The sequence below is a fragment of the Streptomyces sp. S.PNR 29 genome, from assembly GCF_030386795.1.
Classification (GTDB): Bacteria; Actinomycetota; Actinomycetes; order Streptomycetales; family Streptomycetaceae; genus Streptomyces.
Genome location: NZ_JANUQM010000003.1, coordinates 798,187 through 823,397, shown reverse-complemented (window position 1 = coordinate 823,397; position 25,211 = coordinate 798,187). Strand labels below are relative to the sequence as shown.

Genomic DNA, 25,211 nt, shown 5'->3' with positions numbered 1-25,211 from the left:
CCCGGAAAGCTACGCCTTGGGTACCCGCACGATCAGCGCGTCACCCTGACCGCCGCCACCGCACAGCGCCGCCGCGCCGACTCCGCCGCCGCGCCGCTTCAGCTCCAGCGCCAGGTGCAGCACGAGACGGGCACCGGACATCCCGATCGGGTGACCCAGGGCGATGGCACCGCCATTGACGTTCACCTTTTCGGTGGATACCCCGAGATCCTTCATTGACTGCACGGCGACGGCCGCGAACGCCTCGTTGATCTCGATCAGATCGAGGTCGGAGACCTCCAGACCCTCCTTCTTCAGCGCGTGCAGAATCGCGTTGGAGGGCTGGGACTGCAGGGAGTTGTCCGGGCCCGCCACGTTGCCGTGGGCGCCGATCTCCGCGATCCACTCCAGGCCGAGCTCCTGCGCCTTGGCCTTGCTCATCACGACCACGGCCGCCGCACCGTCCGAGATCTGGGAGGCGGAGCCCGCGGTGATCGTGCCGTCCTTGGCGAAGGCGGGGCGCAGCTTGCCCAGCGACTCCACCGTGGTGTCGCCGCGGACGCCCTCGTCCTTGCTGAACAGGACCGGGTCGCCCTTGCGCTGCGGGATCTCCACGGGGGTGATCTCCGCCTCGAAAATGCCGTTCTTCTGGGCCGCCGCCGCCCGCTGGTGGGACAGGGCCGCGATCTCGTCCTGCTCCGCACGGCCGATGCCGAGGCGCGTGTTGTGCTTCTCCGTCGACTCGCCCATGGCGACGCCCTCGAAGGAGTCGGTCAGGCCGTCGTGCGCCATGGCGTCGAGCATCTGGACCGCGCCGTACTTGAAGCCCTCGCGGGACTTCGGCAGCAGGTGAGGGGCGTTGGTCATGGACTCCTGGCCGCCGGCGACGATCACGTCGAACTCACCCGCGCGGATCAACTGGTCGGCCAGCGCGATCGCGTCGAGACCCGACAGACACACCTTGTTGATCGTGAGCGCCGGCACGCTCATGGGGATGCCGGCCTTGACCGCGGCCTGGCGTGCCGGGATCTGCCCTGCACCGGCCTGGAGCACCTGACCCATGATCACGTACTGCACCTGGTCGCCACCGATCCCCGCACGGTCGAGGGCGGCCTTGATCGCGAAGCCGCCGAGGTCGGCTCCGGAGAAGGACTTCAGCGAACCGAGCAACCGCCCCATCGGGGTGCGGGCACCCGCGACGATGACGGACGTCGTGCCGTTCGTTGCAGAAGACATGAGCTGCGATCCCCTTCCGGCCTGTTCAGCCGAGGAGTGAACGAGGGTTTACTTCGAATGTACTTACCGGTAGTCCACCCCGTCACCTGGCTGTCGGTGTGATCGCTCGCACGTTGCGTAACCACCCGATGAGCGCTGCACTGTTTCCATGCTGACGCGAATCGACCACATCGGGATCGCCTGCCACGACCTCGACGCGACCGTCGAGTTCTACCGGGCCACGTACGGCTTCGAGGTGTTTCACACCGAGGTCAACGAGGAGCAGGGCGTGCGCGAGGCCATGCTCAAGATCAACGATACGTCCGACGGCGGATCCTCGTACCTGCAACTGCTGGAACCGACCCGCGAGGACTCCACGGTCGCCAAGTGGCTGGCGAAGAACGGGGAGGGCGTGCACCACATCGCCTTCGGCACGGCGGACGTGGACGGCGACGCGGACCGGATCAGGGACAAGGGCGTACGCGTTCTGTACGAAGAGCCCCGACGCGGCTCCATGGGGTCACGGATCACCTTCCTGCACCCCAAGGACTGCCACGGCGTACTGACCGAACTCGTCACTTCGGCGCCCGTTGAGTCACCTGAGCACTGACCGCCGTACATAAGGGCCGGTAGGGTTGGGTGCGGTCGCCGCTCAATCCAGGGTGACCGGGTCCTGGCGTCTTGGCGGCAGGACCTACCGGGGTCCGGGTTTCGGGGGACGAGCGCCGGGGCAGCAGCCCATGCTCCGCCGTTGATCTGACACCATTCCCCGGGGGCACCGTCCGGCGGATGGACGGAGCTCGTTTGGAGAGACTTGCGACCAGGGGACGGATGGGACCGCGCAGTGCGGGGCTACGAGAGCCAGGAGCGAGAGCCGGCGGCTGACGTCGACCACCTCTCTCGGTTCGAGGCCGAGATGAAGCGGCTGAAGACCGAGCGGGAAAAGGCGATCCAGCACGCCGAGGACCTCGGCTACCAGGTCGAGGTGCTGCGCGCCAAGCTGCACGAGGCGCGGCGCACCATCATGTCCCGGCCCTCCTTCGACGGGGGCGACATCGGCTGGCAGGCCGAGCAGTTGCTGCGCAACGCGCAGATGCAGGCCGACCAGATCCGCGCGGACGCCGAGCGCGAGCTGAGCCAGGCCCGGGCACAGACCCAGCGGATCCTCCAGGAGCACGCCGAGCAGGCCGCCCGGCTCCAGGCCGAGCTGCACCAGGAGGCGGTGACCCGGCGCCAGCAGCTCGACCAGGAGCTGGCCGAGCGCCGGCAGACCGTCGAGTCGCACGTCAACGAGAACGTGGCCTGGGCGGAGCAGCTGCGCGCCCGCACCGAGCAGCAGGCCCGCCGGCTGCTGGAGGAGTCGCGTGCCGAGGCCGAACAGGCCATGGCGGCCGCCCGCGCCGAGGCCGAGCGGCTGGCCACCGAGGCCCGGCAGCGGCTGCAGAGCGCGGCCGAGGAAGCCCGCGCCGAGGCCGAGCAGATTCTGCGCCGGGCCCGCACGGACGCCGAGCGGCTGCTGAACGCCGCCTCCACGCAGGCGCAGGAGGCCACCGACCACGCCGAGCAGCTGCGTACGTCCACGGCGACGGAGTCGGAGTCCGCCCGCCGCCAGGCGCAGGAGCTGAGCAAGGCCGCCGAGCAGCGCATGGCGGAGGCCGAGACGGCGCTGCGCGAGGCCCGCGCCGAGGCGGAGAAGCTGGTCACCGAGGCCAAGGAGGCCGCCGCCAAGGCGCTCTCCAGCGCCGAGGCCGCCAACGAGACGCGTACGCGCACGGCGAAGGAGCAGGTCGCCCGGCTGGTCGAGGAGGCCACCAAGGAGGCCGAGAACACCAGGTCCGAGGCCGAGCAGCTGGTCGCGGACGCCCGCGCCGAGGCCGAGAAGATCGTCGCCGAGGCCGCCGAGAAGGCCCGCACGATCACCGCCGAGGAGTCCGCCACCCAGCTGTCCAAGGCGGCCAAGACCGCCGAGGACGTGCTCACCAAGGCGTCGGAGGACGCCAAGAAGACCACCAAGGCCGCCGCCGAGGAGGCCGAGCGGATCCGCCGGGAGGCCGAGGCCGAGGCGGACCGGCTGCGGGCCGAGGCGCACGACATCGCCGAGCAGCTCAAGGGCGCGGCGAAGGACGACACCAAGGAGTACCGCGCCAAGACGGTCGAGCTGCAGGAGGAGGCCCGCCGCCTGCGTGGCGAGGCCGAGCAGCTGCGCGCCGACGCGGTCGCCGAGGGCGAGAAGATCCGCGCCGAGGCCCGCAAGGAGGCCGTCGCGCAGATCGAGGAGGCCGCCCGCACCGCCGAGGAGTTGCTCGCCAAGGCGAAGGCGGACGCGGACGAGCTGCGTACGACCGCCCAGACCGACAGCGAGAAGGTCCGCACCGAGGCCATCGAGCGGGCGACGACGCTGCGCCGGCAGGCCGAGGAGACCCTGGAGCGCACCCGCAAGGAGGCCGAGCGGCACCGCGCCGAGGTCGCCGAGCAGGTCGAGGCGCTGCAGGCGGACGCCGAGCGGGCCGCGCGCGAGCTGCGCGAGGAGTCCGAGCGGATCGTCGCGGCCCGGGAGGCGGAGGCCGCCGAGGAGCTGACGCGGCTGCACACGGAGGCCGAGGAGCGCCTCGCCGCCGCCGAGCAGGCGCTGGCCGACGCGAGGGAGGAGGCCGCCCGCATCCGGCGCGAGGCCGCCGAGGAGAACGAGCGGCTGCGCACCGAGGCCGCCGAGCGGATCCGCACCCTGCAGCAGCAGGCCGAGGCGGAGGCCGAGCGGCTGCGCACCGAGGCCGCTTCGGACGCCTCCGCCTCCCGCGCGGAGGGCGAGGCCGTCGCCGTACGGCTGCGGTCGGAGGCCGCTGCCGAGGCGGAGCGGCTGAAGTCGGAGGCGCAGGACACCGCCGACCGGGTGCGCGCGGAGGCGCAGGCCGCCGCCGAGCGGCTCGCCACCGAGGCGTCCGAGACGCTGGCCGCCGCCCAGGAGGAGGCCAACCGGCGCCGCCGCGAGGCCGAGGAACTCCTCGGCGCGGCCCGGCAGGAGGCCGACCAGGAGCGTGAGCGGGCCCGTGAGCAGAGCGAGGAGCTGCTGGCCTCGGCGCGCAAGCGCGTGGAGGAGGCCGAGGCCGAGGCCGTCCGTCTGATCGAGGAGGCCGACCGGCGCGCCACCGAGATGGTGTCCGCGGCCGAGCAGCACGCCCAGCAGGTGCGCGACTCCGTCGCCGGGCTGCACGAGCAGGCGCAGGAGGAGATCGCCGGGCTGCGCTCGGCCGCCGAGCACGCGGCGGACCGCACCCGGCGGGAGGCCCAGGACGAGGCGGACCGGGTCCGTTCCGACGCCTACGCCGAGCGGGAGCGGGCCGGCGAGGACGCCACCCGCCTCAGGCGCGAGGCGCAGGAGGAGTCGGAGGCCGCCAAGGCGCTCGCGGAGCGCACGGTGTCCGAGGCGCTCGCGGAGGCCGAGCGGATCCGTGCGGACGTCGCCGAGCACGCCCAGCGGGTGCGTACGGAGGCGTCGGACGCGCTCGCCGAGGCCGACCAGGCCGCGGCCCGCACCCGCGCGGACGCCCGTGAGGACGCCAACCGCATCCGGTCGGACGCGGCGACGCAGGCGGACACGCTCATCACCGAGGCGCGCAACGAGGCCGAGCGGCTCACCTCCGAGACGATCGCGGAGACCGACCGCCTGCGGTCGGAGACGGTCGCGGAGGCCGAGCGCGTCCAGACGGAGGCTCTCCACGAGGCCGAGCGGGTGCGGGCCGAGGCGGTCGCCAAGGCCGACAAGCTGCTCGCGGACGCCGGCGGGGAGGCGGAGCGGCTGCGCGCCGAGGCCGCCGAGACGGTCGGGTCGGCGCAGCAGCACGCCGAGCGGGTGCGCAGCGAGGCCGAGCGGGTCAAGGCCGACGCGGAGGCGGAGGCGGAGCGTCTGGTGAGCTCGGCGCGCGAGGAGGCCGAGCGCACCCTCGACGAGGCCCGCAAGGACGCCAACAAGCGGCGCTCCGAGGCCGCCGAGCAGGTCGACAAGCTCATCACGGAGACCACGGCCGAGGCCGACAAGCTGCTCACGGAGGCGCAGAAGCAGGCCCTGAAGACGACCGCGGAGGCGGAGGCGCAGGCCGACACGATGGTCGGCGCGGCCCGCACGGAGGCCGACCGGATCGTCTCCGAGGCGACAGTCGAGGGCAACTCGCTGGTGGAGAAGGCCCGTACGGACGCGGACGAGCTGCTCGTCGGCGCCCGCCGGGACGCCACCCAGATCCGGGAGCGCGCCGAGGAGCTGCGCGACCGGATCACCACGGAGATCGAGGAGCTGCACGAGCGGGCCCGCCGCGAGGCAGCCGAGACGATGAAGTCGGCCGGCGACCGCTGCGACGCGCTCATCAAGGCCGCCGAGGAGCAGCTGGCCAAGGCCGAGGCGAAGGCCAAGGAGATCGTGTCGGAGGCCAACTCCGAGGCCGGCAAGGTGCGCATCGCGGCCGTGAAGAAGGCCGAGGGCCTGCTGAAGGAGGCGGAGCAGAAGAAGTCCGCGCTCATCAAGGAGGCCGAGGAGCTCAAGGCCGAGGCGATCCGCGAGGCGCGGCGCACGGTGGAGGAGGGCAAGCGCGAGCTGGAGATCCTGGTGCGGCGCCGCGAGGACATCAATGCGGAGATCTCCCGTGTCCAGGACGTCCTGGAGGCGTTGGAGTCTTTCGAGGCCCCGTCGGCAGGCAAGGACAGCGGGGTCAAGGCGGGTGCCGCGGCGGGAGCAACTCGTTCGGGTGGCAAGTCGTCGGAGAGCTAGCGAGGAGGGCCGATTCTGGTGTCTGCTGGGACCTTTGACCAACTATTTGGCAAGTCGTCCGGCGGTTAGCCACCCAAAAGGGGTGTCATTCTCCAGATCAAACACGCATACGCTCGATGACACGCCGCTTTGGCCCCTAGGATTCCACCTATCACCTCACCGGTCTCATTCGACAGGAACCCCATGAGCGACACTTCCCCCTACGGCTTCGAGCTTGTGCGGCGTGGATACGACCGCGCTCAGGTGGACGAACGTATCTCCAAGCTCGTCTCCGACCGTGACAGTGCTCTCGCCCGCATCACCGCTCTGGAGAAGCGCATCGAGGAGCTCCACCTCGAGACGCAGAACGCCCAGGCTCAGATCACCGACTCCGAGCCGTCGTACGCGGGTCTCGGCGCACGGGTCGAGAAGATCCTCCGACTCGCCGAGGAAGAGGCGAAGGACCTGCGCGAGGAGGCCCGGCGCGCGGCCGAGCAGCACCGGGAGCTCGCCGAGTCCGCGGCCCAGCAGGTGCGCAACGACGCCGAGTCGTACGCCGCCGAGCGCAAGGCCAAGGCCGAGGACGAGGGCGTACGGATCGTCGAGAAGGCCAAGAGTGACGCCGCCCAGCTGCGGGCCGAGGCGCAGAAGGACGCGCAGTCCAAGCGCGAGGAGGCGGACGCCCTCTTCGAGGAGACCCGCGCCAAGGCCGCGCAGGCCGCCGCCGACTTCGAGACGAACCTCGCCAAGCGCCGCGAGCAGTCCGAGCGCGACCTCGCCTCCCGTCAGGCCAAGGCCGAGAAGCGGCTCGCCGAGATCGAGCACCGTGCGGAGCAGCTGCGCCTGGAGGCGGAGAAGCTGCGCACCGACGCCGAGCGCCGCGCCCGCCAGACCGTCGAGACGGCGCAGCGCCAGGCCGAGGACATCGTGGCCGACGCCAACGCCAAGGCCGACCGCATCCGCTCGGAATCCGAGCGTGAGCTCGCCGCGCTGACCAACCGCCGCGACTCGATCAACGCGCAGCTCACCAACGTGCGCGAGATGCTGGCCACGCTCACCGGTGCCGCGGTGGCCGCCGCCGGTACGCCGAGCGAGGACGAGCCGATCTCCCGCGGGGTGCCCGCGCAGCAGTCCCGGTAACCGGCTGATCCACGGCTGAGGCCCGTGGTCCCTTCGGGGACGCGGGCCTCTGTCGTGAGCCCACGAGTGGCACTCCCCCACCGGCCGTCCTAGCGTGGCTGCATGATCGAGCTGGAGGGACTGACCAAGCGGTACGGCGAGAAGGTGGCGGTCAACAATCTCACCTTCGCCGTCAGACCGGGCATGGTCACCGGCTTCCTCGGTCCCAACGGCGCCGGTAAGTCGACCACCATGCGCATGATCCTCGGGCTCGACCGGCCCACCGCCGGCGACGTCCGCATCGACGGGCGGCACTACGACCGGCTGCGGGACCCGCTGAAGTACATCGGCGCCCTGCTGGAGGCCAAGGGCGTGCACGGCGGCCGGAGCGCGTACCACCATCTGCTGTGCCTCGCGCAGAGCAACGGCATCCCGAAGAAGCGGGTGCACGAGGTGCTGGACGTCGTCGGCCTCACGGCCGTCGGGCGCAAGAAGGCCAAGGGGTTCTCGCTCGGCATGGCGCAGCGGCTCGGCATCGCCGCCGCGCTGCTCGGCGACCCGCGGATCCTGATGTTCGACGAGCCGGTCAACGGCCTCGACCCCGAGGGCATCCACTGGATCCGCACCCTGATGAAGTCCCTGGCCGCCCAGGGGCGGACGGTCTTCGTGTCCAGCCACCTCATGAGCGAGATGGCGCTGACGGCCGACCATCTCGTCGTCATCGGTCAGGGCCGGCTGCTCGCCGACACCTCCATGGCCGACTTCATCGAGCGCAACTCACGCAGTTACATCCGGGTGCGCACGCCCCAGCGCGAGCAGCTGCTCGACGTGCTGCACGGGGCCGGGATCACGGCCCGGGCGGGCGGGGACGGCACGCTGGAGGTCGACGGCGGCAAACCCGAGCACATCGGTGAGCTCGCCGCGCAGCACCGGATCACGCTGCACGAGCTGAGCCCCCAGCAGGCCTCGCTGGAGGAGGCGTTCATGCGGCTGACCGCGGAGTCGGTGGAGTACCACGCACACGCCGGGACACAGGCCGGGCCGCAGTGGGGCGCCGGCTGGAGGAGGAGCTGAGCATGGCGGTGACCCAGGTCATCCGCTCCGAGTGGACCAAGATCCGGTCGGTGGCGTCCACCGTGTGGACGCTGTCGGTCGCCGTGGTGGTGACCGTGGCCCTCGGCATGCTGATCTCGGCCCTGTCGAAACACGAGTTCGACCGGATGAGCGCACGGGAGCGGCTCGCCTTCGACCCGACGTTCATCAGCTTCGCGGGCATGAGCCTGGGGCAGCTGGCGATGATCGTGTTCGGGGTGCTCGTCGTGTCGAACGAGTACAGCACCGGCATGATCCGCACCTCGCTCGCCGCCGTTCCGCAGCGCGGCACCTTCCTGTTCGGCAAGATCGCGGTCGCCACCGTCCTCGCCCTCGCCGTCGGCCTCGCCACCAGCTTCGTCACCTTCTTCGTCGGGCAGGCCATGCTCGGTGACCTGAAGGCCTCGATCAACGATCCGGGGGTGCTGCGCGCGGTCATCGGAGGCGGGCTCTACATGGCCCTCATCGCGATGTTCTCCATGGGCGTCGCCGCCATGCTGCGCTCGCCGATGCTGTCGCTCGGCGTCCTGATGCCGTTCTTCTTCCTCATCTCCAACATCCTCGGCAACGTCGACGCGACGAAGAAGGTCGGCCGGTTCCTTCCCGACCAGGCCGGCAGCACGATCATGCAGGTGGTGCCCCCGGTCGACGACGACACCCCGTACGGCCCCTGGGGCGGGCTCGGCATCCTGGTGCTGTGGGTGATCGCGGCGCTCGCGGGCGGGTACGTGCTGCTGAGGAAACGCGACGCATGACAGGCGGCATGTGACGGGCGGCGCATCACGGGCGGAACCTTTTACCCGCCCTTGTATGGAACCGTCAGCGCCCCGATATCCTCCTAACCCTTACGGGGGGCGTGTGCCCCGCTGTCCTGAACCTTTCGATGGGTGCGGAGCATGATCGAGGCAGTCGGCCTGACCAAGCGCTACGGCGACAAGACCGCTGTGTACAACCTTTCCTTCCAGGTGCGGCCCGGTGCCGTCACCGGCTTCCTCGGGCCCAACGGCTCGGGCAAGTCCACGACGATGCGGATGATCCTCGGCCTGGACAACCCCACCTCGGGGCACGTGACGATCGGCGGCTACCCGTACCGCAGGCTGCCCAACGCCCCCCGTCAGGTCGGGGCCCTGCTCGACGCCAAGGCGGTGCACGGCGGCCGGTCCGCCCGCAACCACCTGCTGAGCCTCGCCCAGCTGTCCGGCATCCCGGCCCGGCGCGTGGACGAGGTGCTCGGCGTGGTCGGGCTCCAGGAGGTGGCGAAGAAGCGGTCCAAGGGCTTCTCCCTCGGCATGGGCCAGCGGCTCGGCATCGCCGCCGCGCTGCTCGGCGACCCGCAGGTGCTGCTGTTCGACGAGCCGGTCAACGGCCTCGATCCCGAGGGCATCCTCTGGGTGCGGAACCTGATGAAGTCCCTCGCGGCGGAGGGCCGCACGGTCTTCGTCTCCTCCCACCTGATGAGCGAGATGGCGCTGACCGCCGACCAGCTCATCGTCATCGGCCGCGGTCAGCTGCTCGCCGATATGAGCGTGAAGGACTTCATCGCCGCCAACTCCGCCGGCTTCGCACGCGTACGGACGCCCGACACCGAGCCGCAGCAGCGCGAGAAGCTGTCGGCCGCGCTCACCGAGGCGGGCGGACACGTACTGCCCGAGCAGGACGGCGCGCTGCGCGTGACGGGGCTGCCGCTGCCCCGCATCAGCGACATCGCGCACGACACCGACGTACGGCTGTGGGAGCTGTCGCCGCACCAGGCCTCGCTGGAGGAGGCGTACATGCGGATGACGCAGGGCGCCGTCGACTACCGCTCGACGATCGACCAGAAGGAGGGGCTCCAGCAGCCGCTGCCGCCCGGCGCGCAGCCTCCGATGCCGGTGCCCGGGCAGGGCCAGCCCGGCTGGTACGCCCCGCCACCGCCCCAGCAGGGCGGGCAGCCGCACGCGGCACCGCAGGGCGCCCCCGCGGGCCCGTACGGTGCCCCGGCCGCGCCCGGCGCGGATACGGCCAACCCGTACGCACAGCCGGCTCCCCAGGCGCAGCCGCCGCAGGCGCCCCAGCAGCCGACCGCCGCACCCGCCGCCCCCGCAGTCGACCCGACCAAGTCCGAGGACGCCCGATGAGCACCCCGCAGCCCCCGATGCCGCAGGCCTCGCCCGCACCCAACTGGCAGGCGGCGCCCGGTTCTTCGTACCCCACCTACACCTCGCCGATCCCGGTCGTGCGCACGCATCTCGGGCACGCCATCGCCTCCGAGTGGACGAAGATCAGGTCGGTGCGCTCGACCATGTGGACGCTGGGCGTCTTCGTCCTGCTCGTCGTCGGCATCGGTCTGCTGACCGGCGTGGTGGTGGCCTCCTCCGAATCGAGCCTGGAAGGGGAGAGCCCGCTGGGCCTGGGCTTCTTCGGGCTGCTGCTGGGCAGCATGTGCATCATCACGCTCGGCGTGCTGACCACGGCCTCGGAGTACGGCACCGGCATGATCCGGACCACGGTGACCGCCTGCCCGAGCCGTGGCCGGGTGCTCGCGGCGAAGGCGATCGTGTTCTTCCTGGTCTCCTTCGTGGTGACGCTGGTGTCCGCCGCCCTCGTCGCCTTCCTGCACGTCGCCATGCTGGAGGGCAACGCCCGGGAACCCTCCGGCGGGGAGTGGCTGCGGGGGACGCTCGGCGTCGCGCTCTACATCGCGCTGCTCGGCATGCTCTCGCTCGCCGTCGGCTCGATCATCCGGCACTCGGCGGGCGCCATCACCATCATGATCGGTATCCTGCTCGCACCGCTGGTGATCGCCCTGTTCATGTTCTCCTCCTCGCTGGAGGACGTGCGCCAGGCCCTGTTCGAGTACTCGATCCCGAACCAGCTCAGCGTCTTCTACTCCAACTCCCTCAGCCAGTCCGGCCCGTCCGGCTGGGACCCGCTGTGGATCATCCTCGGCGTCACCGCCGTGGTGTTCGCCGGCGCCTTCGCGCTGCTGGAGAAGCGGGACGTGTAGAACTCGCTCAGAATCCGGGCGCGTTACGGGACCGCCGCACCCCCGGGGTGCGGCGGTCCTTCGCGTTCCAGCACGCCTTGTGCCAGTGCCGGCGGTCGTCGACGCCCGCGTGCTCGGGCCAGGCCACCACGTGCGGCACACCGTCGGGGATCATCTGGTCGCAGCCGGGGCAGCGGTACGCCTTGCCCTGCGCGCTCGCGCCGGCCACGTGCCGCACGCTCCAGTCCTCGCCCCGCCAGCTCTCCGAGGACTGCCAGCCGCCGTAGCGGCCGGGGCGGTCGTCCTCGGCGCTCCGGCCGGACGAGCCGGAGCCCTTGGGTCGGTTGCGACGCGGGGACACGGAACACCTCACGGGGCTATACAGGAAGCACGGGCCGTGTCCAGCCTACGCGGCGCGGACGGGGGTAGGCGTACGGCGGCGAACGCCACAAGCCCCGCTACGACTCGACGCGCACCCCCCACAGCAGCCGATTCCGCAGACAATCCGCAAATCTCTTTGCGAGGCCGTGTCCTCGGCACGTGTCAGACGGTTATGCCGGGTGGGGGAGCTCCGTGTCGGAGCCGAGGAAGCAGGAAAAAGCAATGCGCGTAGGAAGTTTCGTGTTGGCGGCCCAGTTCCCTGGGCAGGGCGAGGGAGAGGCGCTGCACCGCGCGATCCGCTCCGCCGAGGTCGCGGAGGAGTCGGGGCTCGACACGGTCTGGCTGGCTGAGCACCACTTCGTGCCGTACGGCACCTGTCCGTCGGCCGTCACCCTGGCCGCGTTACTGCTCGGCCGCACCCGCCGCATCCGGGTCGGTACGGCGGTCAGCGTGCTGCCCACCACCCACCCCGTGGCGCTCGGCGAGCAGGCCGCGCTGCTGCATGTGACGAGCGGCGGGCGGTTCACGCTGGGGGTGGGCCGCGGTGGGCCGTGGGTCGACCTGGAGGTGTTCGGCGCGGGTCTGGAGGCGTACGAGAAGGGGTTCCCGGAATCACTCGATCTGCTGGTGCGCTGGCTGCGCGAACCCTCGGTCGCGGCCCAGGGGGAACGGTTCAGCTTCCGTGAGGTCCCCGTCGTCCCCCGGCCGTCGGAGGCCCTGACGGACGCCGAAGGCCCGGAGGTCGTCATCGCGTGCACGTCCCCGGCGAGTGTGCGGCTGGCCGCCGGGCGCGGGCTGCCGATGCTGCTCGGAATGCACGTCGGGGACGAGGAGAAGGCCGAGATGGTCGCCCTGTGGCGCAAGGAGGCCCGTGCGGCGGGACGATCCGCGGACGAGATCGACGGCGCGGCCCATGTCTCGGCCGGCGTCTGCCAGATCGCGGACCGGCGCCAGGACGCGGCGGAAATGCTGCTGAAGGCGATGCCGGGCTGGCTCAAGCACGGACTGGAGTCCCATGTCACGGTGGACGGCCGGGCGCGGCAGATGCGGGACCCGCTGGCGTACACCGAACTGCTCTGCGGGCTGCACCCGGTGGGCACCCCGCGGCTGTGCGTGGACCGGCTCGCGGCGACCAGCGAGCGGACCGGCATCTCCCGTTTCGCCCTGCTCGTCGAGGGCTCCGGAGACCTGGCGGCGACCGAGGAGAACGTACGGCGGCTGGGAGCCGAGGTACTGCCCCATCTCCGCTGAGGGTCCGGCGCCGGGGAACTGCGGTGTCCCACAGGGAGCTTGCCGCTCCGGTACCAAGTGCACCTCCCGCGTACGGGAGCGGCAAGCCGGCGACCGACAAGCGTCAGCAGTCCCGGAGCTCCGGCGACTGGTTCAGCAACTGACCGCGCACCGAGGTGAATCGGGCCAGCGTCTCGTCGACCGAGGAGTCCAACGGGAACACCGCCACCCGGTGGCAGTTCTGGAAGGCCAGCCGCACACCGAAGTGCCGTTGCAGCGCGCCGCGTATCGCGTCACTCGCAAGCGCACGCAGCAGCTGACCGCGTGCCTGCTCGTCCGGCGGGGGCGTCTGGTTGTCGGCGAACGCTCCGCCGTCGACCTTCAGCTGTGCCACCAGGGAGCTGATCATCTCCCATGCGTAGGGCAGGGAGGTCCGGACGCAGTCGACGAAGGCAGCTTCATCGACCTCGCCTCGCTCGGCCTGTTCCAGTAGGGCCGGTGAGACGTCGAGCGACATGGGTTCTCCTCTCGCACCCCCGACCAGCAGGGGTTGCCGGACAGTAAGGGGAGTTCGCGGTGTCGAACACGCTGAGTACACATCCCGCGACCTCCCGTTCACTACCGTAGGCAACGGACGGTGACGGCACCAGGCGAATGGGCAGATGAGCAGGGCTTGTTGGGCACACAATCGGCCATCGCGGAACAGGGGTCTAACAGGGCGAATCGCGTGCACCCGGGCCCGTCGAGTAGCGTTGCCGACCATGCGTCTCGTCATTGCCCGCTGCTCCGTGGACTACGCCGGGCGGCTCACCGCCCACCTCCCCTCGGCCCCCCGCCTGATCCTGGTGAAAGCGGACGGCAGCGTCTCGATCCACGCCGACGACCGGGCCTACAAGCCCCTGAACTGGATGTCGCCGCCCTGCACCCTGAAGGAGGGCACCGGCGAGGAGGAGGGCGTCTGGACCGTCACCAACAAGGCGGGCGAGAAGCTCATCATCACGATGGAGGAGATTCTCCACGACTCCTCGCACGAACTGGGTGTCGATCCCGGGCTGATCAAGGACGGCGTGGAAGCACACCTTCAGGAACTGCTCGCCGACCGCATCGAGACGCTCGGCGAGGGCTACACCCTCATCCGCCGCGAGTACATGACCGCCATCGGCCCGGTCGACATCCTGTGCCGGGACGCCGAGGGCCGGACCGTCGCCGTCGAGATCAAGCGGCGGGGCGAGATCGATGGTGTGGAGCAACTCACGCGCTATCTGGAGCTGTTGAACCGCGATCCCCATCTCGCCCCGGTGCGCGGCATTTTCGCCGCCCAGGAGATCAAACCCCAGGCCCGCGTCCTCGCCACCGACCGCGGCATCGGCTGCCAGGTGCTGGACTACGACGCCCTGCGGGGCATCGAGGACGACAAGCTGCGGTTGTTCTGAGAAGACGGTACGGAGAAGAGGGCCGGGTCCGGGAGGCGGACCTGGCCCTCTGGTGTTTCCGGGGCTCGTGGGGGCCCCACCCAGCTGTCCGGTCCCCAGCCGATGACGACCCGCCCGGGGTTTCCGCTCGCGCCGGGGTATCCGCGCTCGTCCTGCTGGGGGTGCGTAAGACGTACTGGTCGCCGTGGAGCAGGGCCGGGAGAGGGCGCAGGGCCCCGCTAGATCAGCGGACCGGAACTCTTCGGCGTCCCCGTCTCGCTGCTCTGCGGCGCGCTGGCGCTGCTGCTCGCCGGGGCGCTGGAGGAGGCGGGGCCGCTGGCCGAGGTGGACGTGGACGGGGTGGACGACGGCGGGGGCGTCGTCGTCGGAGAGGGCGACGTCGACGTGCTCGGAGAGCTCGATGGCGGGTTCGACGGCTTCGTGGGCGACGTCGACGGCTTCGAGGGCGAGGCAGACGGCTTCGTCGGGGACTTGGACGGCGAGCTCGACGAACCGCCGCCCGTGCCCTGCGTGCCGCTCGGGTCGTCCGACGGCTCCGCCGACTCCGACGGTGTCGGGTCGTCGGTGGTGCCGGGGGTGCCGTCCGGGCCCGGGTCGGTCGGGCGGCTGGCGGGTACGCCGGTGTCTGAGGAGCCGCTGTCGTCGTTCTCCGGCACGTCGGCGCCCAGGCTGCCGTCGTCGGCGCCCTGGCTGGCGGACGGGTTGACCTGGTCGGACGGGTTGCGCGCGTCATTGTCGGACGTGGCGCCGAGGGTCACCACCGTGCCGAGCACGGCGACGAGCAGCGCGCCCGCTCCGGCCGCCGCGAGGTTGCGCCGGGCGAAGCCCCGGATGCCGCCCCGCGCCTTGTGGGACTGGCTGGAGGACGGGGTGTGGTGGGTGACGAGGCCGACGGGCTCCGCGGGCCGCTGCAGCGAGGGGAACGGGGCGGGCACACCGCCCGGCGGCGACGCCGACTCGTCGTGGCGTGCGTCGGGCACCTCCTCGCCCGCGGTGGAACCGAAAACGCCGACGGACGAGCTGACGGCATCGAAGGCGGGGGTGATGCCGGAACGGTCGGCGACCAGGGCGAGGGCGCGGCGGCCGGCCACGGTGCCGCGCTTGTCGGCGAGCGCACCGCGCAGGCCGATGGAGGCCTCCAGCTCTGTGCCGGCCCGGTCGAGCTGCCCGCCGCACAGCGCGAGGATGCCGAGTTCGTGGTGGAAGTAGGCCTGTTCGGCGACGTCCCCGGCGAGCCGGGCGGCCTCGACGCCGGAGCGCAGCGCCCGCTCCCAGGCGCTCCAGTGCAGCCCGGCGGCGAACGCGGGAGCTGCGGTGCGGGCCAGCCGCACGGCCGGGCTCTCCTCGCCGTCCTCGGGCGTGACCGGCGCCAGCACGGCGAGGGCGGCGAGTACCGAGTCGGCCTCGGCGCACACGCGTTCCGGTGTGACCGAGGGGTGCCCGGCCCACCAGGCGTAGTGCTGGGCGGCGGTGAGGGCCCCGGCCTGGACGTCGTCGTCGTATCCGGCGGCCTCCAGCTGGGTGAGCACACCGGCGGCGAGGCGGTAGCGGGAGCCGACCGGGGAGACCAGGCCGCAGCCCGCCAGCTCGCCGAGGGCGGCGTCCGCGTGGGTGTCGCCGACCAGGGCGGGCAGGTGTGCCTGGTGCGGCACCTCACCGCCGAGGGCGACGGCGAAGCGCAGGGTGGCGCGTGCCGAGGCGCTCAGCCGGGAGGCGAGCAGCGGCGCGGGGGCGGCGGCCTCGCCGAGCGACGGCAGGGGGACGTCGTCGCCCTCGGCGGGATCGTAGAGGGAGTCGTCGGGAATCGCGTCCGCGAAGACGCCGAACTCGTCGACCGCCTCGGCGCCGGCGCGCAGCCGGTCGCGCTGGCGCAGCAGGGCGCCGGCCTGGACGAAGCGCAGCGGCAGGCCCTCGGACTCGAACCAGAGGTCGCCCGCCCAGTTCGACTCCTCCTCGGTGAGGACCCGGCCGACGGCGCGTTCGAGGAGCTCCACGCCGTCCGCGCGGTCGAGGCCGGTGAGGAAGACCTCCTCGACGGCCGCGTCGGCGGAGGGCGCCGGCACGTCCGGGGTCGCGCCGATCAGGAAGGCGCACTCGGGGGTGGCCTCCAGCAGCTGGTCGAGCGCGGCGCCGCCGAACTCGATGTCGTCGAGCACGACGACCGCGCCGACCTCCCGGACGTACCCGAGCAGTTCGTCCCGGTCCGGGCGGTGCAGGGGCGCGCGGTAGACGGCGTGGAAGAGGTCGTACAGCAGGTCGTCGGTCGTGCGGTGGAAGCCGTTCAGGCGGACGACGCCGTCGGGGGCGAGGTCGGCGCAGTCCTCGGCGACGAGGTCGAGGAGGCTGGTGCGGCCGGAGCCCGCGGGGCCGGTGAGGCGTACGGAGCGGCCGCGGGCGAGCAGCCGGACCAGGCGCTCGCGTTCGTCCTGGCGGGCCAGCAGCGGCAGCGCGGGCTGCGCCGGGCCGGGCGGTACGGGCGGCTTGGCGGAGCGGTCGGCCTCGGCGCGCTCGGCCGCGGTCAGCTTCTCGGGACGCGCGGGCCGCTCGCCCGGCGGGCAGACCTCTATCTCGCTGCCGTCGACGGGGTTGACGGTGAGCAGGAGGTCACCGGAGACGAGCTGCACCGTGCGGGCCGGCGCGGGCGCGTGCTGTCCGAAGTCGGATGTGAGGGATTCCCTGGGCGGGCGCTGGCGTGGCGCGTGGCCTTCGCCGTCGTGGCCGTGCTCCTCGGGTCCCCGGTTGTTCGGGTCCATAGGTCAAGCCCCCCAAAAGCGTCGTGTGCTCCGAAAGCCCCTCCCGGCCTTGCCGCACTCCGCGCTGTCGCTTCTGGTCCGGGCCCGCCTGAGGGTGGTGCTTGGCTGCGGGCAGCCGAACCCTAAACCTTCGCTCAGTATCTCCGACAGCCCGGGGTCCAGCGCTGCCCGAGACGTCACAGTCTCGTGAGGATTGCGCGTCGTACGTTCGCCGAGGCCTCGTACGTTTCACCGAAGAGAGGCCGGCTCTCCCCCCGTCTCTTCCTCAGCGCGCCACACCCCGCCCGGTGTCACACCCTGGGCAACGACTCCACCCCGATGCCGCCCTCGATGGCCAGGATCCGGTGCAGCCGGGTGGCCACCAGCAGGCGCTGCATCTGCGGCGGTACGCCGCGCAGCACCAGCCGCCGGCCGCAGCGGCCGGCCCGCCGGTGGGCGCCCATGATCACCCCGAGTCCGGTGGCGTCCCAGGAGTCCAGCTCTGACAGGTCGAGCACCAGGTCGCCGACTCCGTCGTCGACGGCCGAGTGCAGGACCGTACGGGCGTCCGCCGCGCTGCGAACGTCGAGGCGGCCCCCGACGACCAGCTCGGCGTGGTCGCCCTTGATGTGCATATGCGCTCCCCGGCGTGCGTCTCGTGCCTCGCGTTGTGGTGTCTTGCTGATGTCCGGTGATGCAACCTCTGACTGCGTGGAGCAGTCAGAGGTTGCTCCCTGTAAGCGAACCGATACCGAATTCACCCCGGCGTGTGACGTTTCCCGGGATGCGCGCGGCCTCAGTGCGTGTAAAAGCCCTGCCCGCTCTTGCGGCCGATGTCACCGGCGTCCACCATCCGGCGCATCAGTTCCGGAGCGGCGAACTTCTCGTCCTGGGACTCGGTGTAGATGTTGCTGGTGGCGTGCAGCAGGATGTCGACGCCCGTCAGGTCGGCGGTGGCGAGCGGCCCCATGGCGTGGCCGAAGCCCAGCTTGCAGGCGAGGTCGATGTCCTCGGCGGTGGCGACGCCCGACTCGTACAGCTTCGCGGCCTCGACGACGAGGGCGCAGATGAGCCGGGTGGTCACGAAGCCGGCGACGTCCCGGTTGACGACGATGCAGGTCTTGCCGACCGACTCGGCGAACTCCCGGGCCTTGGCGAGGGTTTCGTCGCTGGTCTTGTAGCCGCGGACCAGTTCGCACAGCTGCATCATCGGCACCGGCGAGAAGAAGTGCGTGCCGACGACGCGCTCCGGGCGTTCCGTCACGGCCGCGATCTTGGTGATCGGGATGGCGGAGGTGTTGGAGGCGAGCACGGTGTCCTCGCGCACGATCTTGTCGAGCGTGCGGAAGATCTCGTGCTTGACCTCCAGTTTCTCGAAGACGGCCTCGACGACGACGTCCGCGTCGGCGACGGCGTCCAGGTCGGTGGTCGCGGTGATGCGGGCGAGGGCCGCGTCGGCGTCGTGCGCCTCCAGCTTGCCCTTGGCCACGAACTTGTCGAACGAGGCCTTGATGCCGTCGGTTCCGCGCGTGAGGGCGTCGTCGGTGACGTCACGCAGGACGACGTCCCAGCCCGCCTGTGCGGAGACCTGGGCGATACCGGAACCCATCAGTCCGGCTCCGATGACGGCGAGCTTCCCTGCCACGTGACGACTCCCCTGGTACGTGTAGTACGTGCTGACCTCAGGCCCTGTTCATGCCTCTCGGGCGGACACTAGCGCTCGTGAGGGGCTGTGTGGCCGGTAAGTAATGCGCGTCACGTCTCACATGACGGACATCACACCTGGAGGAGTCAGGACGCGGCTCGTACGGCGTAGTTGAGCACCTTCTCGCTCAGCAGCTCCTCGATGTCGTCGAGGAGCACCAGTACCTCTCGTGACACTTCGCCCGGGTTGCGCCCCTTGACCATCTCACGGCCGATGGCGGTGAACACGGTGTGGTGGATCCAGGAGATCTGACCGGCCATCAGGCCCGGCAGAGGGTCGTCGGGGGACGCCCCCGTCTCCGTCCGGAGGGTCGCCTCCAGATGATCCTTGACCTCTTGCTGGATGCTCCACAGCCGGGCACGGAGCGCGGGTGCCGCGTGGATGACGGCCATGAAACGGTCGTACCCCTCCATCAGCCCGACCCTCGGCGAGACCGTCTCCACGTCACTGCGCAGCTCGCGCAGGACGGCCCGGGCGGCCGACTCCCCCTCACCGCGGCCGCGCACCCAGCGCGAGAGCAGGGTGCGCACGTCCTCGACGCGATCGAGGAACAGGTCCTCCTTGGCGGGGAAGTAGTTGTAGACGGTGTTCACGGAGACGTCGGCCGCCTCGGCCACCTCCGCGACGGTCACCGCGTCGAAGCCGCGCTCCAGGAACAGACCCGTGGCGACATCCGAGATGTACTGCCTGGTCTGCCGTTTCTTCCGTTCCCTGAGTCCCTCCGCCATGTCCGCATCCTAGCTTCTCTGCACTTCCTCAAAATTTGGGGTCGTTGCAAAATTTCAGGGACTCTGTTTTTCTGGGGGCATGGCAATCATCAGTACGGCCGGTCTGGCCCGTACCTTCCGGACGAAACAGGGCCCGGTGGAGGCCGTGCGCGGCATCGACCTGACGGTCCGCGAAGGCGAGATCCTCGGCTTCCTCGGCCCCAACGGCGCCGGCAAGACCACCACCCTCCGCATGCTCACGACCCTGCTCGCCCCGACCGGCGGCGCGGCCACCGTCGCCGGCTGCGACCTGGCCACCGACCCGGCCGGGGTGCGGCGGGCCTGCGGTTACGTGGCGCAGTCCGGCGGAGTCGACCCACAGATCACCGTGCGGGAGGAACTGGTCACCCAGGGCCGCCTGTACCGCCTGACGAGGACACAGGCGGCCGAGCGCGCCGAGGAGTTGGCCCGCGACCTCGGCCTCACCGAGCTGCTCGGCCGCAAGTGCGCCGCGCTCTCCGGCGGTCAGCGGCGCCGGCTGGACATCGCGATGGCGCTCACCCACCGCCCGAAGGTCCTCTTCCTGGACGAGCCGACCACCGGCCTGGACCCCGGCAGCCGCACCGACCTGTGGGACCTGGTCCGCCGCCTGCGCGACGACCACGGCACGACCGTCTTCCTCACCACCCACTACCTCGACGAGGCCGACGCCCTCTCCGACCGCCTGGTCGTCGTCGACCAGGGCGTGGTCGTGGCCGAGGGCACCCCGAGCGCGCTGAAGCTCGAACACTGCGGCTCGCTCCAGGCCTCCCTCCAGGACACCTTCCTCGCCATCACCGGGCGCGGGCCCGCACCGGCCGACGCCACCCCCATCGCCGTATAGGACGTATGAGAACCCGATGCTTCTTCACGACACCGCGCTGATCTTCGGCCGCTACCTCCGGCAGTCCCTGCGCTCCCGGTTCGCGCTGTTGTTCGGCGTGCTGATGCCGCTCCTCTATCTCCTCTTCTTCGGGCCGCTGCTGACCGACCTGCCGCTCGGCGAGCGGGGCAGCTCCTGGCAGGTGCTCGTGCCCGGTCTGCTGCTCCAGCTCGGGCTCTTCGGAGCCTCCTTCGCGGGCTTCTCGATCATCATCGAGAAGGGCCAGGGCGTGGTCGAGCGCATGCGCGTGACGCCCGTCAGCCGGCTGGCGCTGCTGCTCGGCCGGGTCCTGCGGGACACGACGGTCTTCGTCTTCCAGGCCGTGCTGCTGGTGCTGGTGTCCGTGGCCATGGGCCTCCGGGCGCCCCTGACCGGCGTGCTGATCGGCTTCGCGTTCGTCGCCCTGCTCACCGTCTCGCTGGCCTCGCTGTCGTACGCACTGGCCATGAGGATGAGCACGCCCCAGACCTTCGGCCCCACCATCAACGCGCTGACCATGCCCTCGATGCTCCTGTCGGGCCTGATGCTCCCGATGACGCTCGGGCCGGCCTGGCTGGACGTCCTGTCCCACTTCATGCCGTTCCGCTACCTGGTCGACGCGGTCCGGGACGCCTACGTCGGCACATACACCTCGGCGCACATGCTGTACGGCGCCCTCGTGGCCGTCGGCTTCGCGGTGGCGGCCGTGACGGTGGGCACACGCGTCTTCCGGACGGCCGGGGCGTAACTACGCTGGGTGCATGGTCAATCTGACGCGCATCTACACAAGGACCGGCGACCAGGGCACCACCAACCTGGGGGACATGAGCCGGGTCCCCAAGACCGACCTGCGCATCGCCGCCTACGCCGACGCCAACGAGGCCAACGCGGTGATCGGCACGGCGATCGCGCTGGGCGGACTGGACGAGAAGATCGTCGAGGTCCTCACCCGCGTCCAGAACGACCTGTTCGACGTGGGTGCGGACCTGTCGACGCCGGTGGTGGAGAACCCGGAGTTCCCGCCGCTCAGGGTCGAGCAGTTCTACATCGACCGGCTGGAGGCGGACTGCGACCGCTTCAACGAACAGCTGGAGAAGCTCCGCTCCTTCATCCTGCCGGGAGGCACGCCGGGCGCGGCCCTGCTGCACCAGGCCTGCACGGTCGTACGCCGCGCCGAGCGCTCGACATGGGCCGCGCTGGAGGCCCATGGCGAGACCATGAACCCCCTGACGGCGACCTACCTCAACCGGCTGTCCGACCTGCTGTTCATCCTGGCCAGGGTGGCCAACAAGGAAACCGGGGACGTGCTGTGGGTCCCCGGCGGTGAGCGCTGAGGCCAGGGCCTGCCCTGGTGGCGAGTCGCCCGGCTCATGACCGGACATGCTCCTTGCCGGGCGTGAGCCGCGACTCCTCCCCGGCGCCGGCGGGGGCCTTCTTCGGCCAGATCCAGTACGCGAGGGTGATCAGGCCGTAGATGCCGACCGCGCGCAGGGCCGCCCACTGGAAGGCACGCAGGGAGCTGATGTCGCCCGAGTCGCCGACGTACCAGACGGCGGACTGCAGGAGCGCCAGCGCCACCGCGCCGCCCAGGACCCCCCGGAGCCACAGCTTCGTCTCGTGACGGGCACGGGCGAGGCCGTAGCGCGGCGGCTTGGGCGGGGGCGGGGCACCGCCCAGGCGGTGGGCGGCGTGGCCGTCGATCCAGCGGATCGTGTAGTGGCCGAACGCCACCGTGTAGCCGATGTACAGCGCCGCCAGGCCGTGCTCCCAGCTCGGCTCGGCGCCGTTCTTCAGGTCGATCACCGTCGCCACGAACAGGACCAGTTCCAGAACCGGCTCGCACAGCAGCAGCACGACGCTCGTACGGCGCCACTTCAGCAGGTAGCGCACGGCCAGGCCCAGGGCGAGCAGCACCCAGAAGCCGACCTCGCAGGCGATGATCAACGCGACGATCATGACTCGCTCCCTTCCGTCACCCTTTCAGGCTCCCGGGCGCGCGGGCGTGAAGCGTCGTCGGCGGTGACGAACTCGCGGTACATCGAAAGATGCAGTCCAGGACCGTTCCCGCGGATCAGGCGGTGGGCGCGCGGGCCGTGTTGGATGGAGTCATGGCCGTACGACTCCCCCGCCCGCACCGCCTCGACGTGTACATCGCGGCGGGCGGGCTGCTCGGCGGGCTCCTGCTGTGGGGGATCGGGCTGGCCGCCCGGCCGGCCACCGAACCGATCGTGCTCTTCCCGGGCCGCTGGCCGATCCTGTTACCGCTCGCCGTGACGGCCGGCTGCGAGCTGCTGCGCCGGACCGCCCCGCGCACGGCGCTGCTCACCGCCCTGGCCGCGCTGACCCTGGACACCGTCACCCAGGGCAATCTGGTCACCCTCCTGATGTTCACGGACGTCATCTACGCGGCCGTCCTGTACGGCACGCCCGGTTCGGCCCGGCGCATCCCCTGGATCTCCGGGCTGTTGTCGGTGGCGGCGACGGTGGTGCCGTTCGCGGTGTGGCGGGTGCCCGAGACGCTGCTGATCGGCGTGGCCGTGGGCATCGTGGCGCTGGCGCCCGCGTCCACCGGACTCATCGTCCGCAACCACCGCGACGCCGCCGAGGCCGCCCGGCTGCGTGCCGAGCAGACCGCCCTGCTCGCCGAGATGGACCGCGCCCAGGCCGTGACCGCGGAACGCGCGCGGATGGCGCGGGAGTTGCACGACATGGTCGCCAACCACCTGTCGGCCATCGCGATCCACTCCACGGCCGCGCTGTCGCTGGACGACCCGAGGACCTCGCAGGAGGCCCTCGCCGTCATCCGGGAGAACAGCGTCGAGGGACTCGCCGAGATGCGGCGGCTGATCGGCCTCCTGCGGGACTCCAGCGGCGACATCGAGCCGGTCGCGGCGCCCACGCTCGACGGACTGGCCGCGCTCGTGGACGGCGCCCGGGTCAACGGTCTGGACGTCACCCTCGACGCCGCCCACGGCACCGTGCCCGCCCCCGTCGAACTCGCCGCCTACCGCATCGTCCAGGAGTCCCTCACCAACGCCCTCAAGCACGCGTCCCCCGGACGGGTCATCGTGTCCCTCGCCGAGCGGGACGGTGCGCTGACCGTCGCGGTGACCAGCCGGTACGGCGACCGGGACGGACCGAGCGCCCCCGGCTCCGGTGCCGGCCTCGTCGGCATGCGGGAGCGGACCGCACTGCTCGGCGGCACCTTGGAAGCCGGTCCGGAAGACTCGCCCGACGGCAAGATCTGGGCCGTCCGCGCCACCCTCCCCGTCGTTGAAGGAGACTTCGCATGAGCCGACCCGTCCGGGTCCTCGTCGCCGAGGACCAGTCCGCCGTCCGCGCCGGTCTGGTGCTCATCCTGCGCAGCGCGCCCGACATCGAGGTGGTCGGCGAGGCGGCGGATGGCGAGGAAGCCGTGACACTGGCCCGGGAGCTGCGGCCCGACCTGGTGCTGATGGACATTCAGATGCCGCGGCTGGACGGGGTCTCCGCGACCCGGCAGGTGGTCGCGGAGGGCCTCGCCGACGTGCTGGTGCTGACCACCTTCGACCTGGACGAGTACGTCTTCGGGGCGCTGCGGGCCGGTGCCGCCGGGTTCCTGCTGAAGAACACCGAGGCGAAGGGACTCCTGGAGGCCGTACGGACGGTGGCGCGCGGTGAGGGGATCGTCGCCCCGGCCGTCACCCGGCGCCTGATCGCCGAGTTCGGCGCGAAGCCCGTACGGGAACCCACGGCCGACCCGTCCGTCCTCGACCAGCTGACCCGGCGTGAGCGAGAGGTCCTGTCCTGCCTCGGCGAGGGCCTGCCCAACGCCGGCATCGCCGAACGGCTCGACATGGCCGAGGCGACCGTGAAGACGCACGTCAGCCGGCTGCTGGGGAAGCTCGGGTTGCGCAGCCGGGTGCAAGCGGCCGTTCTGGCGCAGGAGCTGGGGATCTGAACCGACGAGTGCCTGTGGCTACGCCACGTTCACTCGTTGTCCGGGCGGCGCCGCCTCCAGCCAGGCGAGGAAACCGGTCAGCGCGTCCTCGCTCATGGCGAGCTCCAGGCGCGTGCCCCGGTGCAGACAGGCGAGGACGATGTGGTCGGACAGCAGCGCCAGCTCCTCCTCGCCCTCGGGGACGCGGCGGCCGGCCACCTCGATCGCGGAGCGCTCCAGGACGCGGCGCGGGCGCGGGGAGTAGGAGAAGACGCGGAACCACTCGACGCGGTCGCCGTTGTACCGGGCCACGCCGTACGCCCACCCTTTGCCGTTGGTGTCGCCCTCCTTGGGGGCGTCCCAGCGCAGGCTGCAGTCGAAGGTGCCGCCGGAACGCTGGATCAGCCTGCGGCGCAGGCCGAAGACGAAGAGGCCCACCACCACGAGGGCCACGACGATTCCGCACACAGTCAGAGCGAGGACCATCGACACCGACCTCCTCGTCTCCTAGGTAACGGAACGGAAAAAACACCCACATCCGGCTCAGCCGCGGCCGGGTCCGGATCACTCCGGTCCCAGCCGCGGCTGAGTGACGTCATAGCACAGCGCGAGGGTCAGTGCCCCGCGGTCGCCGCCCGCAGACGGACATCCGCGCGGCGCTGGGCCTCGGCGTCGTCCTCCGCCTTCGCGCGCTCCAGTTCCTGCTCCGCGCGCTGGACGTCGATCTCGTCCGACAGCTCGGCGATCTCGGCCAGCAGCGAAAGCTTGTTGTCCGCGAACGAGATGAAACCGCCGTGCACCGCGGCGACGACCGTTCCACCTTCACTCGTACGGATGGTCACGGGGCCCGACTCCAGCACACCGAGCAGCGGCTGGTGACCGGGCATGACGCCGATGTCGCCGGAGGTGGTGCGCGCGACGACCAGGGTGGCCTCGCCGGACCAGACCTGGCGGTCGGCGGCGACCAGCTCGACGTGCAGCTCAGCAGCCAAGGGTGGCTCCTCGGGTCACCACCCGGCGGGGTCACCGGGTGTTGGTTACAAGTCTAGTAGGCGTGCATGAGGGGGCGGGACGCGCCCGCCCCCTCAGATGTGA

The 25,211-nt window shown here is 71.3% G+C and carries 24 protein-coding genes; 14 read left to right on the top strand and 10 right to left on the bottom strand.

Annotated features, from left to right (window positions below; translation table 11 throughout):
* Positions 1 to 9: 9 nt before the first annotated feature.
* Positions 10 to 1,215 carry an acetyl-CoA C-acetyltransferase gene (locus tag NW895_RS12220; protein WP_289935449.1) on the bottom strand — a complete coding sequence of 402 codons (1,206 nt, stop codon included), beginning with the start codon at positions 1,213 to 1,215 and terminating at the stop codon, positions 10 to 12.
* A 148-nt stretch (positions 1,216 to 1,363) separates the two neighbouring features.
* Between NW895_RS12220 and mce the strand changes: the two genes are divergently transcribed.
* From mce to NW895_RS12185, 7 genes are all read left to right on the top strand, one after another.
* Positions 1,364 to 1,804 (top strand): methylmalonyl-CoA epimerase, encoded by a 441-nt coding sequence (mce, locus tag NW895_RS12215; RefSeq protein WP_289935448.1) that lies wholly within the window; start codon positions 1,364 to 1,366, stop codon positions 1,802 to 1,804.
* 234 nt (positions 1,805 to 2,038) lie between these two features.
* A complete protein-coding gene (scy, locus tag NW895_RS12210) occupies positions 2,039 to 5,953 on the top strand; it encodes a polarized growth protein Scy (RefSeq protein WP_289935447.1) in 3,915 nt (1,304 codons plus the stop codon).
* Positions 5,954 to 6,136: 183 nt separating this feature from the next.
* Positions 6,137 to 7,072, top strand: a complete 936-nt coding sequence (locus tag NW895_RS12205) for a cellulose-binding protein (RefSeq protein WP_289935446.1) — start codon at positions 6,137 to 6,139, stop codon at positions 7,070 to 7,072.
* Between the two features lie 102 nt (positions 7,073 to 7,174).
* Complete coding sequence (locus NW895_RS12200; protein ID WP_289935445.1) at positions 7,175 to 8,125, top strand: ABC transporter ATP-binding protein; 951 nt, start codon at positions 7,175 to 7,177, stop codon at positions 8,123 to 8,125.
* Positions 8,126 to 8,127: 2 nt separating this feature from the next.
* Positions 8,128 to 8,898 (top strand): ABC transporter permease subunit, encoded by a 771-nt coding sequence (locus NW895_RS12195; RefSeq protein WP_289935444.1) that lies wholly within the window; start codon positions 8,128 to 8,130, stop codon positions 8,896 to 8,898.
* Between the two features lie 141 nt (positions 8,899 to 9,039).
* Positions 9,040 to 10,260, top strand: coding sequence for an ABC transporter ATP-binding protein (locus tag NW895_RS12190; protein WP_289935443.1), 1,221 nt, complete (start codon positions 9,040 to 9,042; stop codon positions 10,258 to 10,260).
* The gene (locus NW895_RS12185; protein ID WP_289935442.1) at positions 10,257 to 11,129 is read left to right on the top strand and encodes an ABC transporter permease subunit; all 873 of its coding nucleotides are present in this window, start codon (positions 10,257 to 10,259) and stop codon (positions 11,127 to 11,129) included. The genes NW895_RS12190 and NW895_RS12185 overlap by 4 nt, the downstream gene beginning before the upstream one ends.
* Before the next feature lie 7 nt (positions 11,130 to 11,136).
* Here NW895_RS12185 and NW895_RS12180 read toward each other — a convergent pair whose 3' ends face one another.
* Positions 11,137 to 11,469 carry an ATP/GTP-binding protein gene (locus tag NW895_RS12180; protein WP_289935441.1) on the bottom strand — a complete coding sequence of 111 codons (333 nt, stop codon included), beginning with the start codon at positions 11,467 to 11,469 and terminating at the stop codon, positions 11,137 to 11,139.
* A gap of 242 nt (positions 11,470 to 11,711) precedes the next feature.
* Between NW895_RS12180 and NW895_RS12175 the strand changes: the two genes are divergently transcribed.
* Positions 11,712 to 12,740: an LLM class flavin-dependent oxidoreductase gene (locus NW895_RS12175; protein WP_289935440.1), complete on the top strand. Its 1,029-nt coding sequence runs from the start codon at positions 11,712 to 11,714 to the stop codon at positions 12,738 to 12,740.
* Between the two features lie 103 nt (positions 12,741 to 12,843).
* Here NW895_RS12175 and NW895_RS12170 read toward each other — a convergent pair whose 3' ends face one another.
* Complete coding sequence (locus NW895_RS12170) at positions 12,844 to 13,236, bottom strand: SCO5389 family protein (RefSeq protein WP_106412402.1); 393 nt, start codon at positions 13,234 to 13,236, stop codon at positions 12,844 to 12,846.
* A gap of 244 nt (positions 13,237 to 13,480) precedes the next feature.
* Between NW895_RS12170 and nucS the strand changes: the two genes are divergently transcribed.
* The gene (nucS, locus tag NW895_RS12165) at positions 13,481 to 14,152 is read left to right on the top strand and encodes an endonuclease NucS (RefSeq protein WP_289935439.1); all 672 of its coding nucleotides are present in this window, start codon (positions 13,481 to 13,483) and stop codon (positions 14,150 to 14,152) included.
* A 218-nt stretch (positions 14,153 to 14,370) separates the two neighbouring features.
* On the opposite strand, the gene NW895_RS12160 is transcribed toward nucS, so the two are convergent.
* The 4 genes from NW895_RS12160 to NW895_RS12145 form a co-directional block, all read right to left on the bottom strand.
* Positions 14,371 to 16,905, bottom strand: a complete 2,535-nt coding sequence (locus tag NW895_RS12160; protein WP_289935438.1) for an ATP-binding protein — start codon at positions 16,903 to 16,905, stop codon at positions 14,371 to 14,373.
* A gap of 290 nt (positions 16,906 to 17,195) precedes the next feature.
* On the bottom strand, positions 17,196 to 17,519 hold the full coding sequence (locus NW895_RS12155; RefSeq protein ID WP_289935437.1) for an STAS domain-containing protein: 324 nt from the start codon (positions 17,517 to 17,519) through the stop codon (positions 17,196 to 17,198).
* 161 nt (positions 17,520 to 17,680) lie between these two features.
* Positions 17,681 to 18,529, bottom strand: a complete 849-nt coding sequence (locus NW895_RS12150; RefSeq protein ID WP_289935436.1) for a 3-hydroxyacyl-CoA dehydrogenase family protein — start codon at positions 18,527 to 18,529, stop codon at positions 17,681 to 17,683.
* A 146-nt stretch (positions 18,530 to 18,675) separates the two neighbouring features.
* Positions 18,676 to 19,317 (bottom strand): TetR/AcrR family transcriptional regulator, encoded by a 642-nt coding sequence (locus tag NW895_RS12145; RefSeq protein ID WP_289935435.1) that lies wholly within the window; start codon positions 19,315 to 19,317, stop codon positions 18,676 to 18,678.
* 79 nt (positions 19,318 to 19,396) lie between these two features.
* Here NW895_RS12145 and NW895_RS12140 point away from each other — a divergent pair, with 79 nt between their 5' ends.
* Genes NW895_RS12140 through NW895_RS12130 form a run of 3 tightly spaced genes read left to right on the top strand, consistent with a single transcriptional unit; the run spans position 19,397 to position 21,531 of the window.
* Positions 19,397 to 20,179, top strand: a complete 783-nt coding sequence (locus tag NW895_RS12140) for an ATP-binding cassette domain-containing protein (protein WP_289935434.1) — start codon at positions 19,397 to 19,399, stop codon at positions 20,177 to 20,179.
* Between the two features lie 16 nt (positions 20,180 to 20,195).
* Entirely contained in the window at positions 20,196 to 20,945 is a 750-nt protein-coding gene (locus tag NW895_RS12135) for an ABC transporter permease (RefSeq protein WP_289935433.1), read from the top strand.
* Positions 20,946 to 20,958: 13 nt separating this feature from the next.
* Complete coding sequence (locus NW895_RS12130; RefSeq protein WP_289935432.1) at positions 20,959 to 21,531, top strand: cob(I)yrinic acid a,c-diamide adenosyltransferase; 573 nt, start codon at positions 20,959 to 20,961, stop codon at positions 21,529 to 21,531.
* Positions 21,532 to 21,565: 34 nt separating this feature from the next.
* On the opposite strand, the gene NW895_RS12125 is transcribed toward NW895_RS12130, so the two are convergent.
* Complete coding sequence (locus tag NW895_RS12125; RefSeq protein WP_289935431.1) at positions 21,566 to 22,153, bottom strand: hypothetical protein; 588 nt, start codon at positions 22,151 to 22,153, stop codon at positions 21,566 to 21,568.
* A gap of 152 nt (positions 22,154 to 22,305) precedes the next feature.
* Here NW895_RS12125 and NW895_RS12120 point away from each other — a divergent pair, with 152 nt between their 5' ends.
* Positions 22,306 to 23,490, top strand: a complete 1,185-nt coding sequence (locus NW895_RS12120; protein ID WP_289935430.1) for a histidine kinase — start codon at positions 22,306 to 22,308, stop codon at positions 23,488 to 23,490.
* A complete protein-coding gene (locus NW895_RS12115; protein ID WP_289935429.1) occupies positions 23,487 to 24,137 on the top strand; it encodes a response regulator transcription factor in 651 nt (216 codons plus the stop codon). The genes NW895_RS12120 and NW895_RS12115 overlap by 4 nt, the downstream gene beginning before the upstream one ends.
* Positions 24,138 to 24,155: 18 nt before the next feature.
* On the opposite strand, the gene NW895_RS12110 is transcribed toward NW895_RS12115, so the two are convergent.
* Complete coding sequence (locus tag NW895_RS12110) at positions 24,156 to 24,602, bottom strand: DUF2550 domain-containing protein (protein ID WP_289935428.1); 447 nt, start codon at positions 24,600 to 24,602, stop codon at positions 24,156 to 24,158.
* Between the two features lie 128 nt (positions 24,603 to 24,730).
* Positions 24,731 to 25,108 (bottom strand): F0F1 ATP synthase subunit epsilon, encoded by a 378-nt coding sequence (locus NW895_RS12105; protein ID WP_289935427.1) that lies wholly within the window; start codon positions 25,106 to 25,108, stop codon positions 24,731 to 24,733.
* Positions 25,109 to 25,211: the final 103 nt, after the last annotated feature.